Origin of the sequence: Ralstonia mannitolilytica (assembly GCF_905397375.1) — a bacterium.
GTDB classification, from domain to species: Bacteria; Pseudomonadota; Gammaproteobacteria; order Burkholderiales; family Burkholderiaceae; genus Ralstonia; species Ralstonia mannitolilytica.
Genome location: NZ_CAJPVG010000001.1, coordinates 475,436 through 492,006, shown reverse-complemented (window position 1 = coordinate 492,006; position 16,571 = coordinate 475,436). Strand labels below are relative to the sequence as shown.

The 16,571-nt window shown below is 68.4% G+C and carries 10 protein-coding genes; 2 read left to right on the top strand and 8 right to left on the bottom strand.

Annotated features, from left to right (window positions below; genetic code table 11):
• Positions 1-68 precede the first annotated feature (68 nt).
• Positions 69-1,718, top strand: coding sequence for a diguanylate cyclase domain-containing protein (locus KHN96_RS02090; RefSeq protein ID WP_062738748.1), 1,650 nt, complete (start codon positions 69-71; stop codon positions 1,716-1,718).
• A gap of 171 nt (positions 1,719-1,889) precedes the next feature.
• Positions 1,890-2,345, top strand: a complete 456-nt coding sequence (locus KHN96_RS02085; protein WP_082062937.1) for an acyl-CoA thioesterase — start codon at positions 1,890-1,892, stop codon at positions 2,343-2,345.
• 6 nt (positions 2,346-2,351) lie between these two features.
• On the opposite strand, the gene KHN96_RS02080 is transcribed toward KHN96_RS02085, so the two are convergent.
• From KHN96_RS02080 to glgX, 8 genes are all read right to left on the bottom strand, one after another.
• Positions 2,352-3,743: a sensor histidine kinase gene (locus KHN96_RS02080; RefSeq protein ID WP_045219397.1), complete on the bottom strand. Its 1,392-nt coding sequence runs from the start codon at positions 3,741-3,743 to the stop codon at positions 2,352-2,354.
• A gap of 206 nt (positions 3,744-3,949) precedes the next feature.
• Positions 3,950-4,702, bottom strand: a complete 753-nt coding sequence (locus KHN96_RS02075; protein ID WP_062738749.1) for a class I SAM-dependent methyltransferase — start codon at positions 4,700-4,702, stop codon at positions 3,950-3,952.
• A gap of 97 nt (positions 4,703-4,799) precedes the next feature.
• Positions 4,800-5,705: an amidohydrolase family protein gene (locus KHN96_RS02070; protein WP_062738750.1), complete on the bottom strand. Its 906-nt coding sequence runs from the start codon at positions 5,703-5,705 to the stop codon at positions 4,800-4,802.
• Positions 5,706-5,760: 55 nt separating this feature from the next.
• On the bottom strand, positions 5,761-7,008 hold the full coding sequence (locus tag KHN96_RS02065; protein WP_045219404.1) for an MFS transporter: 1,248 nt from the start codon (positions 7,006-7,008) through the stop codon (positions 5,761-5,763).
• Positions 7,009-7,139: 131 nt separating this feature from the next.
• Positions 7,140-9,953, bottom strand: coding sequence for a malto-oligosyltrehalose synthase (gene treY / locus KHN96_RS02060; RefSeq protein ID WP_062738751.1), 2,814 nt, complete (start codon positions 9,951-9,953; stop codon positions 7,140-7,142).
• Positions 9,950-12,235: a 4-alpha-glucanotransferase gene (malQ, locus tag KHN96_RS02055; protein ID WP_045219409.1), complete on the bottom strand. Its 2,286-nt coding sequence runs from the start codon at positions 12,233-12,235 to the stop codon at positions 9,950-9,952. Before malQ ends, treY begins: the two co-directional genes overlap by 4 nt.
• Positions 12,236-12,251: 16 nt before the next feature.
• Entirely contained in the window at positions 12,252-14,093 is a 1,842-nt protein-coding gene (gene treZ / locus KHN96_RS02050; RefSeq protein ID WP_062738752.1) for a malto-oligosyltrehalose trehalohydrolase, read from the bottom strand.
• On the bottom strand, positions 14,090-16,375 hold the full coding sequence (gene glgX / locus KHN96_RS02045) for a glycogen debranching protein GlgX (protein WP_062738753.1): 2,286 nt from the start codon (positions 16,373-16,375) through the stop codon (positions 14,090-14,092). Before glgX ends, treZ begins: the two co-directional genes overlap by 4 nt.
• Positions 16,376-16,571 lie beyond the last annotated feature (196 nt).

Below are 16,571 nucleotides of genomic sequence, written 5' to 3'. Positions count from 1 at the left end.
TGCAACGTGGATCGACCGGCTGGCCGGGCCTACCGCCGGTATCGCCGTGGGCGCGGGGAGTGCGGATCATGCTGATCGCCGCACTGGCTTGTGCTGCCCTCGTCTCGATCGCGCTGATCGGCCTGTCATGGTCACGCCGCGACGACGCCGAGGTTGCCTCGTTCATGCTGCTCGTCCTCGGCACCGCGCTATGGAGCGGCGCACGGCTCATGGAAGTCGTCACGTTGGACATGCCCGCGCGCGTGGGCTGGGCCAAGGTGGCCTACCTCGGCATCATGATCGTGCCGGCGGCGTGGCTGCGCATGGTGATCGGGCTGACGCGGCCAGAACTGAACGCCTTGCCGCTCGTGCGCGCGGGCTCGGTGCTGGCGCTGCTGGTAGGCGCCGGCTTCATGGGGCTGGTGGCGACCAATGAGCTGCACCACCTCGTGTGGCTCGATGCGCGGTTCGTCGTCATGGGCGGTGTGCAGCGCGCCGTGTTCGACCATGGGCCGATGTTCTGGATCGCCACGGCGTACAACTATGCGCTGCTCGCGGCCAGCCTCGTGCTGCTGACGCTTCCTGCCGGCGCCACCGCGACGGTGCTGCATGGGGCATCCGGCACGCGTGTGCGCCTTGCGCTCGTGATCGGGCAGTTGCTGCCGCTCGTTGCGCATCTGGCCTACCTGCAGCGCTGGACGGTTGCACTGGGCGGCGACCTCACGCCCGCCACCTTTGCCGCCAGCGCGGCGCTCGTGGGCGGCCTGGTGCTGCTGCCGCGCCTGCGAGATACCGCTGCCTATGCGCGCGGCAAGATCCTCGACGCCATGCGCGATGGCTGTCTCGTCCTCGCGCCAGACGGCACGATCGCCAGCATGAACGCCGCCGCACGGCACCTGTTGCCCACGGCGCGGCTATACGCGATGCCGCCGGCGGAGCTGGAGACCCCCGCGCTGCTGCGTGAGTTCGATCGCACGCGCGTGCCCAACCGTCACCAGGTCTGGCTGCCGGACGCGGGCCGCACGCTGGAGATCACCCTGGATGGCCTGAGCGACGCGCGGGGCAGGCGCGTCGGCGTTTTCCTGCTGCTGCGCGACGTGACGGCCGAACAACTGCAGCGTGCCGGCATGGCCAGCGCGCAGGACGCTCTGCGCGGCGAACTGCAGCGCACGCAGGCCAAGCTGAGCGTGCTCGAGAACGACGTCAACCGCGATGCGCTGACGCATCTGCACAACCGCCGCTTCTTCGAGACGCAGGCCCCGCGCCTGCTCGAACATGCGCGCCGCAATCGCCGCTCGGTCACGCTGGCGCTCTTCGACATCGACTGCTTCAAGCAATACAACGACACCTACGGGCACCTGCAGGGCGACGAGTGCCTGCGCATGGTGGCCGACGTGCTGGGCAAGGCGTGCCGCCACCCCGACGATTTCATCGCGCGCGTGGGCGGCGAGGAGTTTGTCGCCATGCTCTTCGACCTGACGCGGGACGAGGCGCGCCAGGCGGTGGCCCGCGCCGTCGCAAAGGTCGCGGAGCAGGCGCAGCCGCATGCCGCATCGCCGGTTGCGCCGTACGTGACGCTGTCAGCCGGCGCGGTGACGCTCACGCCCGACGCCGAGCGCCTCGATGGGCTGTTCGAGCGGGCAGACGCGGCGCTGTACGCGGCCAAGCGCGGCGGGCGGAATACGTTCCGGCTCGATGTGGCAGGGGTGGGGCTGCGCAGCGTGGCAGGGGGGGAATGACGCGGCCGGGAAGGCGATTGCATCGGATCGTGACGGAGTGATGCTGGCATCGGAAGAATGGATGCATGTGAGGGATTGACTTCACATGCGCGGCTGCCGCCAGCAGCTTTCCGTTCATGGAGTACACAAATGCCAGCAGGCAATCCGATTGAGTCGGTGATTTCCCAGTACATGCGCGCGGGCACGCAATCTGCCGCATTCTCGGCCGACCTGACGTTTCACCACACGTTCGATGTGTATTTGAAGGATTCCAACGCCTTCGCAAACACGTACTTTGCCCGGTATTTCGAGTGGCAGGGCGTGGCGCGCGAACGATGGTTTTACGAGTGTGTCGATGCAAACCTCGTGGGAGGGAACGTCATCTTCATTACCAAGCGAGCGCACCAGGAGTTCGTTGAAGAGACATTCCCGTTCCAGCGCATCGATTGCTACCTGAATACGTTCCAGGTCCGGCCGTGCTCGGCCTATCTGCTTTTCCGGTTCGAGTCGGCAGGGCAACTGGTGTCGCTGGGTTATCAGCAGATTGTGATTGCAGGTGCGGATCGCACGATTCAGCGGCTGCCAACACACATCATGGAGCGCGCCAAGGAGTATGAACTGAGGCCGCGCACGCCCGTTGTCGCGTAAATTGCGCTAATGCACTGACGGTTGGGGAAACCGCATGGAGAACAGCGTGTATTCCCCGACCACGGACTCACATTCAATATGGCCGCCAAATGCATGCATGACGCGGCGGCAGAAGGTCAGCCCCACACCTGCGCCCTTGCCGTGATGCTTGGTGGAGAAGAACGGATCGAAGATGCGGCGCAACACCCTTGGTGGAATTCCGGTTGCGTCGTCCCGGACCTCCAGCACGTAAGCGTCCCCATCGTCCCGCGCGGAGATGACGATCTGGCCCTTGCGTGCGAGCTGGATGGCGTGCAGCGCGTTCTTGATCAGGTTGAACAGCACGTACATGAGCAGCGTTTCCGAGCCGATGAATCGCCAGTTCGGATCAAACTCGCTGACTTTGATCCGCTCCCGTTCACCGGGGCGAAACGGGTACTGTTCCAGTGCCATGGTGACGCACTCCCGCAGCGAGTGAGCGCTGAAGGTACGCCGGTCCAGACGCTCCAGCGTGACGGAAGCCAATGCCATTTCGATGACGCTGTGGGCGCTCGACACCTCCGCGCTGATGGCCTGTGCCAGCTTGGAAACACGTTCCAGTACCGCCGGAGACAGCGGCTCGCGGTCGCTGCACAGGCCATGGTGCACGGCGAGCTGGTAGCCGTGGAACAGCTCAGGCCACGCGCGGGCGATCTCACTCGCTTGCAAGCGGATTGTCGTCAAAGGCGTGCGCACTTCATGCGCTACCGTGGCCGCCAACGCGTACGGGTGCATCAGATCGAACTTCACCACGCCAACAGCAATGATGCCCAGGCTTGCGGCAATGAACAGTACACCCGGCGGGTAGAACATCAAGCCGTAGTTCACCGCGTAGTCGGCGGCAGAAAGCGTGTAAAGACCGAGGCCCAGCAAACAGACCCACAATCGTTTGCGTTTTTCCGCTGTGGTGTGCTGTTGTGCTGCATACAGCAGCCATGCACTGCGCAGCGCGAGCAGCACGGTCTGGCTGATGTGTACTGCCTCGAGCGGACCGGCCTTGGGGTAGAACCCAAACGGAAAGTGCCATACGCCTGCAATCACCCAATCCGTGGTGAGCAGCAAAACGATCAGCACGCCATCGACCGCATAGGAGGCGACGATCCACCGCTGCTCTTCGGCGCGTTCGGAGATTTCGGCGATGAAATGGTAGAACGCCGTCGGCACGACCAGGATCGCGACCCACCCCAGTTTTGTGAGCAGGGTCGCGACGCTGCTATCGGCAGTCTGAAACAGAAACGCCCACAAGCCTTGCCACAGGCTGGTCAGCACCGCCATGCCGAAAAACGCCAGACTCGCCCGCGTGCGGCCGCGCGTACCGAGCACATAGATGCCGTAGAACAGAAACAGCGACGAGACGAATGCCGGAAGGAGTGCGTACATGGAATCGGAAGCTGGTCGCGGCCAATGGCGGTATTGCCGACGATGCGCGGACGACCTTCAAGGGTAAGGGCAATCTCGCCTGGCCCACACATGTTCCGATTTCACTTCTTTTTCATTCAGGATTAAGCGAAACCTGAAAAAGCGCTTCGCCGCGAGCTTCGCGCGGCACTCCCTCCAAAGAGGGGGGGCAAAAAGGATGAGACGGCTCAGGTGGCCTCGATCATCATTGCGTCAATCGCAAACGAATGATCGGGCGCCACGGCAAAGTAGGCACGTGCCTCGTCGGCGGCGTGGTCCAACAGGTGGCGGATGGCGTCGGCGCGCACCTGCGGCGTGCGGATGCGCGCGATCCAGGTGTCGAACGCCATCGTCAGCTTCCAGGTGCGCGGCGTGCCCGGATGGAAGCCGGCTTCGGCCAGCATCGCCTGCCATTCCGAGACGCGGTAGTCCCGTACGTGCGACGCATCGCGCAGCACTTCCGCCGTCTGCAGCAGCGTGTCGAGCAGCGGTACCTCCGGCGCGACGATATCGACGACGACGAGCTTGCCGCCGGGTTTGAGCACGCGCCGCGCCTCGGCCAGCCCGCGGCGCACGTCGTACCAGTGGTGGGCAGAAAAACGCGTGGCGACGATGTCGAAGGCGGCATCGTCGAACGGCAGCGCCTCCGCGCGCGCGGCTTGCGTGTGCAACTGCCGGAGGCCGCGGCGTGCGGCTTCGGCGGCCACCACGGCCAGCATGGCTTCAGACAGGTCGACCGCCACCATCGTGGCCACGTGCGGTGCCATGGCGAAGCTCACATGCCCGCCGCCGCAGCCGAGGTCGAGCACCTTGGCCTGCGGGATGGACTGCGCCAGCGCGGCCAGCGCGTCGAGGTCGGCGCCCTGTGCGTGCACGGCGCTGGTGAAGTAGGCCTGGGCGACCTGGCCGAATTGCCGGTCGACGAGTCGATGCTGCTGCATGGCGGCTCCTTTCTTGAGGTGGGGACGAGGAGCGGCCAGTGTAGGAGCGCGGTCCGCGCGGCGAAATTCGTGGTTGGCGAAGGCCGGTATCGCGGGTTCAGGCGAAGCGGAACAGCTGCGCCGGCGTATCCACCAACACCTGTTGGCGGTCCGCCGCGCTCGGCAGCAACACGCTGGCGAAGGCCCATGCCTTGTCGTAATCCATCTGCGATTCGAATTGCGTGTGCGGCCAGTCGCTGCCCCAGACGAGGCGGTCCAGGCCCAGCGCGTCTTTCAGGCGGGGCATGGCGGCTTGTGCGATGGCCTCGCCGCGCGGGTTGGCGCCGTTCCGGTAGGCGCCGGAAATCTTCACCCAGACGCGGCGCGTGCGGCCGGCGGCGAGCAATGCCGCGAAGCCAGGGTCGTCCACGCCGAGCGCCGGGTCCGGCCGGCCGAAGTGGTCCACCACCACATTGACCTGCGCTTCCAGCAGCGGCTGCAGCAGCGCAGGCAGGCGGCGGGCTTCCACGTGCAGTTCGACGTGCCACCCGAGCGCGTGCAGGCGGCCCAGCGCGGCCTGCCACACGGGCGATTTCAACTGCGGGTCCGGCGCGCCGATGAGGTTCAGCCGGATGCCGACGATGCCCTCGGCGTTCAGCTGCGTGAGGAAGGTGTCAGGCGCGGTCGGGTCGATGACCGCCACGCCGCGCAGCCGCTGCGAGGCCTGCCTGAGGGCGGCCAGCATGTAGCTGTTGTCGGTGCCCAGGAAGCTGGGCTGGATCAGCACACCGTGCGACACGCCGTGCGCATCGAGCTGCGCAAGATACGCCGACAGCGGCGCGTCATACGCAGGTGCATAGCGGCGCGCGTTGGCCAGCGGCAGGCCGCGCTCGAACACGTGCGCGTGTGTGTCGATGGCCGTGATGCGCGTGGTCTCGCGCATGCCGGTGCCTGCGCAGCCCGCAAGGGCAGTGGAACCTAGCATGGCGAGCAACCCGGTGTTGAAGGTGCGGCGCGATGGCATGGAGTCTCCTGGTGTGGTGTTGTGCGGGTCGTCATGGCAAAGCGGAACGGACGGATCAGGCGGTCACGGCGGCCAGGTCGCGGCCGCGTGTTTCGGGCAGCATCAGCACCGCCAGCGCGACGATCGAGTACGCGATGGCTGCGTCGATGCCGATGGCCGTGCCCAGCGACATCGACGCGCTCATCTTGCCCACCAGCACCGGGAACGCGGCCGACACGACGCGGCCGAAGTTGTAGCAGAAGCCCACGCCCGTGCCGCGCACGCCGTGCGGATACAGCTCGTTGAACAGCGCGCCCATGCTGGCCGGGATGCCCGCCGCGAAGAAGCCCAGCGGAAAGCCGAGCACCAGCATGGCGCCATCGGAGAGCGGCACGAGCAGGTACACGAGCACCGTGACCACGCAGCAGCACGAGAACAGCAGGATGTTGCCGCGCCGGCCGATGACGTCGAGCAGCCACGCGCTGGCCACGCAGCCGCACCAGAACGCAAAGATGATGACCGCCAGGTAGCCGCCGGTGCCCAGCACCGACAGGTGGCGTTCGGTCTTCAGGTACGTCGGCAGCCACGTCATCAGCGCGTAGTAGCCGCCGTGCGCGCCCACGCCGAGCAGCCCGCCGATGAGCGTCATGCGCAGCACCTGCGGACGGAAGATGTCGAGCAGCGGAAAGCGCGAGACCGGCATGTCCGATGCACTCGCGCTTGGCTTGACGGCCGGCACGGGCTCCTGCACGCCGCGGCGGATGTAGATGATGAGCAGCGCCGGCAGCAGGCCCGCCGCAAACATCACGCGCCACGCAAGGTCGGGCTCCACCAGCGAGTACGTGAGCGCATACAGCAGCACGGCGCCGCCCCAGCCCACGGCCCACGCGCTCTGTACGGTGCCCATGGCCTTGCCGCGATGGCTGGCGCGGATGCTCTCGGCCATCAGCACGGCGCCCGCCGCCCATTCGCCGCCGAAGCCGAAGCCCTGCAGGGCCTTGAGCACCAGGAACTGCTCAAAGTTCTGTGCAAATGCCGAGGCAAACGTGGCAATGGAAAACCACAGCACCGTGATCTGCAGCGTGCGCACGCGCCCAAAGCGGTCGGTCAGCGCGCCGGCAATCCAGCCGCCCAGTGCAGATGCGACGAGCGTGACGCCCGACACCAGCCCGGCCTCCGCCTTGCCGATGTGCCATGCCGCGATGATGGTGGGGATGACGAGGCTGAACATCTGCACGTCCAGCGCATCGAGCGCCCAGCCGCCGAAGCACGCCCAGAAGGTGCGCTTTTCCCCTTTCGAAATTTCTTTGAACCAGCCGAACATGCGGTCTCCTCCGGGCGACGCAAGCGATGTGCTCATCACACATTGCTCTAGTCATATATATGAATAGATGAATTGTAGAGCGCGCAAAAGGGCGACGCAGTCGGTGTTAACCCGTGAAGAGGCGTGGTGCGTCAGGTGTGCAGCAGGGCGACCGGCAACTGCGCCAGCACCTGTCCCAGCGCCAGGCGCGGCGTGCGCAGGATCTGGCCGTCGAACGCGCTATGCAGGGTGGCGTGGGCGAGCGCCGCCGGCAGGCAGACCGTGGTGTCGCGCCAGGCGCCGGAGGGAAAGGCCGGTGTGGCGGCGTGGCCCAGCAGCGCGGACGCGTGCAGGGGCACGATCACGACGATCGCCTGCCCTTCATGCTGCCGCGCGAATGCCAGCACGTGCTCCGCGCCGCTGCCCGTCACGGCCAGCGGCTGGTAGTCGCCCGAGCTGAACACCGCAGGCAGGGCGGCGCGCAGCGCCAGGGCCCGGGCCAGTACGGCCTGCTTGATGCGGCCGTCCGTCCAGTGGCCGAGCAGCGAGGCGAGGCTGTGTCCGGCATGCGCATGCAGCGCCCGCAACGCGCGATGCCGCGCCGCATAATCCACCGGCCGCCGGTTGTCGGGATCGACGAGGCTCGTGTCCCAGAAGTCGGCGCCCTGATACAGGTCGGGCACGCCGGGCGCGGTCGCGCGCAGCAGCGTCTGGGCGAGCCCGTTGACGGCCGCGGCGGGCGCCAGGCTCTCCACGAACGCGGCGAGCGATGGCAGGAACGTGGCCGCGGCCTCGCCCGTGAGCAGCGTGAAGACGAATGCGCGGCTGGCCGCCTCGTACTCGGCATCGGGGGCAAACCAGTCCGTGCGCTGCTTGGCTTCGCGTTGCGCCTTCTCCTGCCAGAGCGCGACGCGCTCGGCCAGGGTGTGGACGGCATCGGCGTCGCGCCAGTCCAATGCCGCGGGCCATACGCCCACCAGCGTCTGGTACAGCATCCATTGCGCGGAGGGCGAAGGCGCCGGGCCGCTGGCCAAGGGCTGCACCCACCGCGCGTGTTCGCTGCGCCACTGGCGCGCCGCGGCGAGCCACTGCGCTGGCCGCTCCGACAGCACGGCCAGCCGTGCCCGCACGTCTTCGCCGCGCTTGTGGTCATGCGTGGCGGTGGTCAGCATCGCACGCGGCCAGGTGTGGGCGCGCACCTGCATGGCGGCGTGGAAGGCAGCCGCGCTCATGGCGAATGCTCCGGGGTCTGCGCCGACCTCGTTGCGGGAAAGCAGCCGCCCGTAGCGGTAGCAGGCCGTGTCCTCCACCGCCTTGGCCGCCACGGGCGATGACAACTGCTGGCACCGCCTCAGTGCCAGCTGCCGCAACCGGTCCGGCCCTGCCGGCTGCGCGCCGAGCCAGGCATCGAGCCAATCGAGCACCGGCTGGTCCACGCGGCGCAGCCGCGCGGCGGCCCCGGCCATGGCGGTGCGCACGATGGCCGTGTCCTGCGCGTCGCGCCCCTGCGCATGCGCATACGTGCGGTACACCGGAAAATGGATGACCAGCTCGGCCAGCGCGCGGCGGATCGCATGCCACGTGATGTCGTGGCTGTCGCGCCGCTGCTGCGCCACGGCGTGCAGCGCGGTGGCTGCGGCATCGAGTTCCGCCGCAAAGTGCTCGTGCAGGATCTGCCGCCGCGCACGCAGCGCCGTGGCCGAGAACGGCGCCTCCGACGGCGGTGCGTCGATCCATTCGAGCCAGCCCAAGGTCAGCGCATGTTCGCCGCGTGCGTCGTGCAGCAGCGCGCCGACCTGGTTCATGAAGTCGTAGCCGCTGGTGCCGTCCACGCCCCAGTCGGTGCGCATGGCTTCGTCGTGCGCCAGGATCTTCTCGACGACGATCCACGGCTGCCCCGTGCGCCGGTCGGCAGGGCGGGCGGCGTGTTCGGCCTCCAGGCGCCGGCGCAGTTGCCGGCAATAGGCGGCCGGGTCGGCCAGCCCGTCCACGTGGTCGATGCGCACGCCGTCGATCCAGCCCTGGCGATAGAGCCGGAACAGCAGCGCATGCGTGGCTTCGAACACCTCCGGGCGCTCCATGCGCAGGCCGGCCAGCGAGCTGATGTCGAAGAAGCGGCGCCAGTTGATCTCGTCGTTGGCGGTGCGCCAGTAGCTCAGGCGCCAGTGCTGGCGCGCCATCAGCGCATCGAGCTGATCGGGCCGTGCGTTGATCGCGCGCACCGCTTCGGCGATGTGCGCGGCGCCGGCTTCGGTGGCGGCAAGGTGGCGCAGCGCTTCGCGGGCCTCTTCGGCGCGCTCGCGGCGCGTGCGCACGGAGCGCGGCGTGCCGACGGCGGCAAAGCGATCCGCCACCGCGTGCATGGCGGTGTCTGCGTTGCCGGTGCGCAGCAGCGCGGCGTAATCATCCAGGGCGATCGGGAACCGGTGGTCGTAATACGCCACCGCCAGCCGCGCGGCGGTGCGGTCGTACTCGAGCGTGAGCCGGCCGCCGGCAAGCGCATCGGCATAGGGCTCGCCGAGGAAGGGCGCGAGCACCTTGTTGCGCAGCGCCGGGTTGGCGGGTTGCCAGTCGATATCGAAGAAGTTGGCGTAGGCGCTGTCGGGCCCCGATTCGAGCACGTCGAGCCACCACGCGTTGTGCGCACCGCCCACGCCCATGTGGTTGGGCACGATGTCGACGATCAGCCCCATGCCGCGCGTATGCAGTGCCTCGACCAGTTGCTCGAGCGCGGCTTCACCGCCGAGTTCAGGGTTCACGCGCGTCGGGTCGGTCACGTCGTAGCCGTGCATCGAGCCCGGCTGCGCGGTGGTGATGGGCGACGTGTACAGATGCGAGATGCCGAGCGCGGCAAAGTCGTCGAGCAGTGCCCGCGCGTCGTCGAACGTGAAGCCCTGGTGCAATTGCAACCGCACGGTGGCGCGGGGGAAGGCTTGCGGTGTCGGCGCTGCGGTGGGCGTGGTCATGGCGTCTCGTTGCGTGCGGTTGCCAGCGCCGACATGCGTGCCTGCACGGCAGGCCCGTCCAGCAGTGCGTCCAGCGGACCGGGCAGGCGGCGGCGCCAGTTGGGATGCGTGTCCACCGTGCTGGGCAGGTTCGGCTGCTCGACGAGGCCGAGCAGGTCTTCCAGCGGAACGAGGGCCAGCGGCGTCGGCGCGGCGCTTGTGAAGATGCCGGCGGCCGTTACGAAGTCCTGCGCCGTGGCCTGGAGGATCGTTTCGGCCTCGGTGTCGTCGTCGGCCGCGCGTGCCTGTTCCAGCGCAGCGAGCAAGGGCGCCACCTCGATCACGGGCGTGCGGTCATCGGCGGAAGCCCCGCGGTTGTATTCCGCAAACGCGGCCACCAGCGCCGCGCGGTCTTCCATGCGCCGCGCCTTCGCCTCGCGCTCGCTCATGCCGATCGGCAGCAGGCCGAGCTTGCCCTGCCAGCGCAGATCGTTGCCGACCCACCAGCCGGCCAGCGGCGGAAGGTCGTGCGTGCTCGTCATCGCCACCGATGCCGGTGCCCAGGTGCCCGGCGCGCGGAAGGGTGCGTCTTCGCGCGTGTAGTCGCGCTCGAACCAGAGGATGCGCATGCCGAGCAGGCCCTCGTCGGCGAGCTGGTCCCTCAGGCCGGCGGGGACGGTGCCCAGGTCTTCGCCGATGACGATGCAGCGGTTGCGCCACGATTCCAGCGCCACGAGCCGCAGCAGGTCTTGCAGCGGATACCGCAGGTAGACGCCGTCGAGCGGGCGTGCGCCGTCCGGAATCACCCACAGCCGCATGAGGCCGAGCACGTGGTCGATGCGCACACCGCCGGGCACGGCCATCACCGCGCGCAGCATGTCGATGAACGCGGCAAAGCCCTGCGAGCGCATCGCGCGCGGGCTGAACGTGGTCAGACCCCAGCCCTGGCCGTGCGCATTGAATACGTCCGGCGGCGCACCAACCGTCACGCCGATCAGCAAGTCCTTCTGGCAGGCCCACGCGTGGCTGCCCGCGCTGTCCGTGCCCACGGCCAGATCGGCGATCAGGCCAATGGCCATGCCGGCCTCTTCGGCGGCACGCTGCGCCGCGGCCAGCTGCCGGGACGCGGCCCATTGCAGGAAGAGATGGAAATCCACCGCTTCCTGGTGCTGGCGCGCAAACGACTCGACGGCCAGGTACGCCGGGTGCTGGTATTGCACGGGCCATTGCTTCCAGTGCGCCGGGCCCAGGTGCGCGTGGAGCGTTTCAAAGTGCGCATGATCGAGCAGGCTGCGGCCGGCCGCGGCGCAGTGCGCGCGGTAGTCCTCCAGCAGGGCCTGTGCGGCATGGTCGCCCGACGCCGGCTGCCGCATGCGCCGATGCAATGCCCGCAGCACCGTCATGCGGGCGTGTCCGCTGGCCGGCCAGTCGATGAGCGGGGTGGCTTCCAGGCGGGCGTAGTCGTCGACGAGGTTGCAGTCGATCACCGTCTGGCGCACGGCTTGCTCGCCAAAGAGTGCGGCAGGGTCGATCATCCACGCGTTCAGGAACAGGCGGCTCGACGGCGAATACGGCGAGTAGCGATGCGGGTCGGCCGTGAACATCGCATGCACCGGGCTGAGCGCCAGCGCATCCGCCCCATGCCGGGCGAGATGGCGCGCCAGCGTGCCGGCAGCGGTGTAGTCGCCCAGGCCTGCGCTGCACGCCGCGTGTTCGCCGCCGCATCGCAGCCCATAGAGCTGGGCGGAGGCGCCCCACAGCCGCCGGTCTGCCGCCCGATCGTGCTGCCCGAGCGCGTCGGCCACGCCGTAGCAGCGTGGCGGCGCAATGGCGAGCGTCGCTTCCATGGCGGCGCCGGCCCCGGTATCGATGCACAGGCGGTGGTACCCCGCCACCTGCACGGGCGCGATCCGCAGCGTGGCGTGCTGCGTGTCGGCGCTCACGCCCAGCTTGCCTTCTGTGCGGCCCTCGTGCTCGAAATCGATGCGGTATGTCTGCCCACCGAGTCGTGCCGCGTGGGCGGCTGACGTGGGCACAACGATCGGCTGGCCCACCACGCCGGTGACGAGCGGCGGGATGGCGGACGCGTCCGTCTCGGCGCGCAGGCGCGCGCGGCTCTCTTCCACCTCGGCTGGTGTGCCGGCGGACAGGCCCAGCGCCTGCAGCACGGCGCGCAGCACGTCGTCGGCCACGCGCATCGGGCGGCTGGCCGCGTCTTCCCAGTCGACCATCAGGCCGGCATCGCTGGCCAGCTGCTGCAGCGGCGTGAACGGTGAACGGGGTGCGTGGGGGGTGCGATCCATGGTGCGTTGAACAGGTTCAGCTGTGCGACGGTGCCTGCAGCAGGGCCACGCACGCGCGTTCCGGCATGCGATGGCCGGCGAGGGCGGCGGCCGCGCCTTCGCGCGATTCATGCAGCAGATCGGCCGGGTTGCCCGCCAGCACCGTCGGCACGGCGACGGCCTGGTCGGCCAGGTTCAGCACGATTGTCAGCACGCTGCCGTCGCCCAGGCGCCACCGTGCGATGGCGCCCGCCTTGCCCAGCGGCACCGCATCGAGCGCGCGCGTGCCGGGCAGGCGCGGAATGATCTGCCCGTTGCGCAGCGTCAGCAACTGGCGCGTACGGTTGAGCCAGCCCAGCGATTCGGGATGGCTTTCATCGGCCTTGCCGGGGCACGACGCAAGATACGTGCGCTCGTCGTTCGGGTCCGGAATGCGCTCGCGCTGCTGCGGGTCGGCAAAGGCGGCGAACTTGGCGAACTCGCGGCGGCGTCCGTCCCGTACCGCTTCGGCCAGGGTGCCGTGGTGGCTGGTGAAGTACAGGAACGGGCACAGGCTGCCCCATTCCTCGCCCATGAACAGCATCGGGATCTGCGGACACAGCAGCAGCAACACCTGCGCCGCATGCAGGGCATCGGCGTTGGCGAGGTGGGTCAGGCGCTCGCCGAAGGCGCGGTTGCCGATCTGGTCGTGGTTCTGCAGGAACAGCACGAAGGCCGTGGGCGGCAGATGGGCGCTGGGCTCGCCGCGCGGCACGTTGTCGTGGATCGGCGACGGCTCGCCCTGGTAGCAGAAGCCTTCCTGCAGCACGCGTGCGAGATGCTGGGCGGGGGCGTCGGCGTAGGCGGCGTAGTACGCTTCGCGCTCGCCGGTGAGCAGCACGTGCAGCACGTTGTGGCCGTCGTCGTTCCACTGCGCTTCGAAATCGCCGTGGCGCTCGGTATCGCGCAGCAGCGAGGCGGCATTGTGCTCGTTCTCGAGCACCAGGTGCACATGGCGGCCGGGCTCCGTCGCCGTCCGGACGCGGCCGGCCAGCTCGCCCAGCCAGTCGCGCTCGGTGATGGCGTGCACCGCATCGAGCCGCAGCCCGTCGAAGCGATACTCCATCAGCCACATCAGCGCGTTCTGGATGAAGAATTCGCGCACCTCGGGCACGCGGAAATCGATGGCCACGCCCCACGGGGTCTGGACGTCGTCGCGGAAGAAGCGCCGCGCGTAGTGGTGCAGATAGTTGCCGTCGGGCCCGAAGTGGTTGTAGACCACGTCGAGGAAGACCATCATGCCGAGCCCATGCGCGGTATCGATCAGTGCCTTGAGATCGTCCGGCGTGCCGTAGCTGGCCTCCGGCGCGAAGGGCAGCACGCCGTCGTAGCCCCAGTTGCGCGCGCCGGGAAACTCCGCCACCGGCATCAGCTCGATGGCCGTGATGCCCAGCCGCGCAAGTTCCGGCAGCCGCGCACGCACGCCGTTGAAGCCGCCCAGCGCGCCGACGTGCAGTTCATACAGCACCGTTTCATGCCACGGGCGGCCCTGCCAGTCGGGGTGCTGCCAGCGGTAGCCTTGCGGATCGACGACGAGGCTGGGACCGGGCAGATCCTGCCACTGCGCGCGCGAGGCCGGGTCGGGCACCGAGAGCGTCACGCCCTCGCGGTTGGTGACGCGATAGTGGTAGCACGTGCCGGCGCCCACGGGCACCACGGCCGCATACCAGCCGCCGGGTTCGGCCTCCATGGGAAAGGCCACGTTGCCGTCGATGTTCTGGACGTCGATCCACACGTTGGCCGCATCGGGCGCCCAGAGCCGGAAGCGCGTGGTGCCGTCGGGCAGGACGGCGGCGCCGAACGGCATGTCGTGCGCAAACCGCGGGGCAGGTTCGTTCATGGTGTGGCGTCTCCGGTGGGTGCGTTGCCGGCGGTGGGCGTGGTGCGCTCGTCTTCGGCCGGCTGCGCCGGCGCTTCGCTCGGTGCGCTGCTGCCGGCTTCGGGAACATGCCCAACGGTTTCGCCACGGGCGTCGGCTTCGGGGTGGCCGGCAATCTGCGCGATGCTGGCGAGCTGCGTGGCGAGCAGCAGCACCACGCTGCGCCCGGCCACCTGCAGCGTGCTGCCGGCGTGCGGGCGGGCGTCACGCTCCGGCGCCGCGCTGTCGAGGGCCAGCAGCCAGTCCATGGCCGGTTCCGGCAGCGTGAAGGTCAGGTCGGTGGCAGCGCCGTTGATGAGCAGCAGCGCCACGTGCGGGCGTTGTTCCTCGCCTTGGCCGTCGAGGGTTTCGATGCAGGCGCGGCGCAGCGTCAGTGCGCGGGCTTCGCTGTCGTTCCAGGCCTCGGGCGAGAGCATCTGGCCGCGTTCGTCGAACCAGGCGATGTCCTGCACGCCGGGCAGGATCTCGGTGTTGCCGTGCACATAGTGGGGCCAGCGCAGGGCGGGGCTGGCCTTGCGCAGCGCGATCAGCCGCGTGGTATAGCGCGCCAGCGCCTGCCCCGCGTCTGTCTGCAGCAATGACCAGTCGAGCCACGACACGGGGTTGTCCTGGCAATACGCGTTGTTGTTGCCCGCCTGCGTGCGGCCGAATTCGTCGCCTGCCAGCAGCATCGGCGTGCCGTTGGAGAAGAACACCGTGGCGAGCATCGCGCGCATGACGCGTTCGCGCGTCTCGACGATGGCGGCGTCCTCGGTAGGGCCTTCGGTGCCCCAGTTGGCGCTGCAGTTGTCGTTGTGGCCGTCGCGATTGTCTTCGCCGTTGGCCTCGTTGTGCTTTTCGGCATAGGTGACGAGGTCGCGCAGCGTGAAGCCGTCGTGCGAGGCGACGTAGTTGACCGACGCCCACGGCCTGCGGTGCCGCCGGTCGAACAGGTCGCCGCTGCCGGTCAGGCGCGCGGCCAGATCGGGGCGCTGGCCGGAATCGCCGCGCCAGAAACGGCGGATGCCGTCGCGAAAGCGGTCATTCCACTCCGCAAAGCCCGGCGGATGGTTGCCGACCTGGTAGCCGTCGGGGCCCACGTCCCACGGCTCGGCAATGAGCTTGACCGTCGACAGCACCGGGTCCTGGCGGATGGCATCGAAGAAGCCCGCGCCCGGGTCGAACCCGCTGCCCTCGCGCCCGAGCGTGACGCCGAGGTCGAAGCGGAAGCCATCCACGTGGAACGCGTTGACCCAGTAGCGCAGCGAGTCCATCACCATCTGCAGCACGCGCGGGTGCGACAGGTTCAGCGTATTGCCGCAGCCGGTGTCGTTGATGTAGTAGCGCTCCTGGCCGGGCACGAGGCGGTAATAGCTCGCGTTGTCGAGCCCGCGGAACGACAGCGTCGGCCCCAGCTCGTTGCCCTCGCAGGTGTGGTTGTAGACCACGTCGAGAAACACCTCGATGCCCGCCGCATGCAGCCGCCGGATCGCCACCTTCAGCTCGTGCAGCGACGGCGTCGACAGGTAGGCCGGCTCGGGCGCGAAGAAGCTCAGCGTGTTGTAGCCCCAGTAGTTGCGCAGCCCGCGCTCCACCAGGAACTGGTCCTGCAGGAACGCATGGATGGGCAGCAGCTCGATGGCCGTCACGCCGAGCTTCTGCAGATGCTCGATGAACACGCTGTCGCCCAGCGCACTGAAGGTGCCGCGCTCGGGCGGCAGCAGGTCGTCGCGCAGCATCGACACCCCGCGCACGTGCGCTTCGTAGATGATCGTGCGCGACCACGGCGTGTTCGGCCGCACGTCGTTGCCCCAGTTGAACGATTCGTCGGTCACCACGGCCTTGGGCATGGCGGGTGCGCTGTCGCGGCGGTCGAAAGAGAGATCGCCGCGGTTGGAGTTCAGCCGATAGCCGAAGAGCGCATCGGACCAGCGCAAGCCGCCCACCAGCCGGCGCGCGTACGGATCGAGCAGCAGCTTGTGCGGATTGAAGCGATGGCCGTGATGCGGCTCCCAGGGGCCATAGGCGCGGTAGCCGTAGACGAGACCGGCCTCCACGCCGGGCAGATAGCCGTGCCAGACCTCGTCCGTGCATTCGGGCAGGGCGAAGCGGGTCAGCTCCTTGCGGCCGGTGGGGTCGAACAGACAGAGTTCGATCTTGCTCGCATGGGCCGAGAAGACAGCGAAGTTGATGCCAAGGCCATCCCAGTGGGCGCCTAAGGGGAAGGGTTTGCCGGGGGCTAGCGTGCTTGGTAGGCGGAGCATTGGTTGAGTGCGTGAGGCGTTGTTTTTTTCCTGGTGGTTTTGTCCCCTTTGGATTGCTCTGGTGGAGTGGAGCTATTTTTTTTGTGGTGCGTCCCTTGGTTCTCGCCCTTGCCGGGGCGGGTGCTTGTGGTGCATGCCTCGTATCGTCCCCTGCTGTGGCCGACCTGCTTCTCTTTGGCAAGACAAAGACAGTGAG

What these genes read in the sequence shown, in the direction of transcription:
- KHN96_RS02090 (WP_062738748.1), top strand. Translation starts at nt 69, where the DNA reads ATGCTGATCGCCGCACTGGCTTGTGCTGCCCTCGTCTCGATCGCGCTG.
- KHN96_RS02085 (WP_082062937.1), top strand. Translation starts at nt 1,890, where the DNA reads ATGCGCGCGGGCACGCAATCTGCCGCATTCTCGGCCGACCTGACGTTT.
- KHN96_RS02080 (WP_045219397.1), bottom strand. Translation starts at nt 3,743, where the DNA reads ATGTACGCACTCCTTCCGGCATTCGTCTCGTCGCTGTTTCTGTTCTAC.
- KHN96_RS02075 (WP_062738749.1), bottom strand. Translation starts at nt 4,702, where the DNA reads ATGCAGCAGCATCGACTCGTCGACCGGCAATTCGGCCAGGTCGCCCAG.
- KHN96_RS02070 (WP_062738750.1), bottom strand. Translation starts at nt 5,705, where the DNA reads ATGCCATCGCGCCGCACCTTCAACACCGGGTTGCTCGCCATGCTAGGT.
- KHN96_RS02065 (WP_045219404.1), bottom strand. Translation starts at nt 7,008, where the DNA reads ATGTTCGGCTGGTTCAAAGAAATTTCGAAAGGGGAAAAGCGCACCTTC.
- treY (WP_062738751.1), bottom strand. Translation starts at nt 9,953, where the DNA reads ATGACCACGCCCACCGCAGCGCCGACACCGCAAGCCTTCCCCCGCGCC.
- malQ (WP_045219409.1), bottom strand. Translation starts at nt 12,235, where the DNA reads ATGGATCGCACCCCCCACGCACCCCGTTCACCGTTCACGCCGCTGCAG.
- treZ (WP_062738752.1), bottom strand. Translation starts at nt 14,093, where the DNA reads ATGAACGAACCTGCCCCGCGGTTTGCGCACGACATGCCGTTCGGCGCC.
- glgX (WP_062738753.1), bottom strand. Translation starts at nt 16,375, where the DNA reads ATGCTCCGCCTACCAAGCACGCTAGCCCCCGGCAAACCCTTCCCCTTA.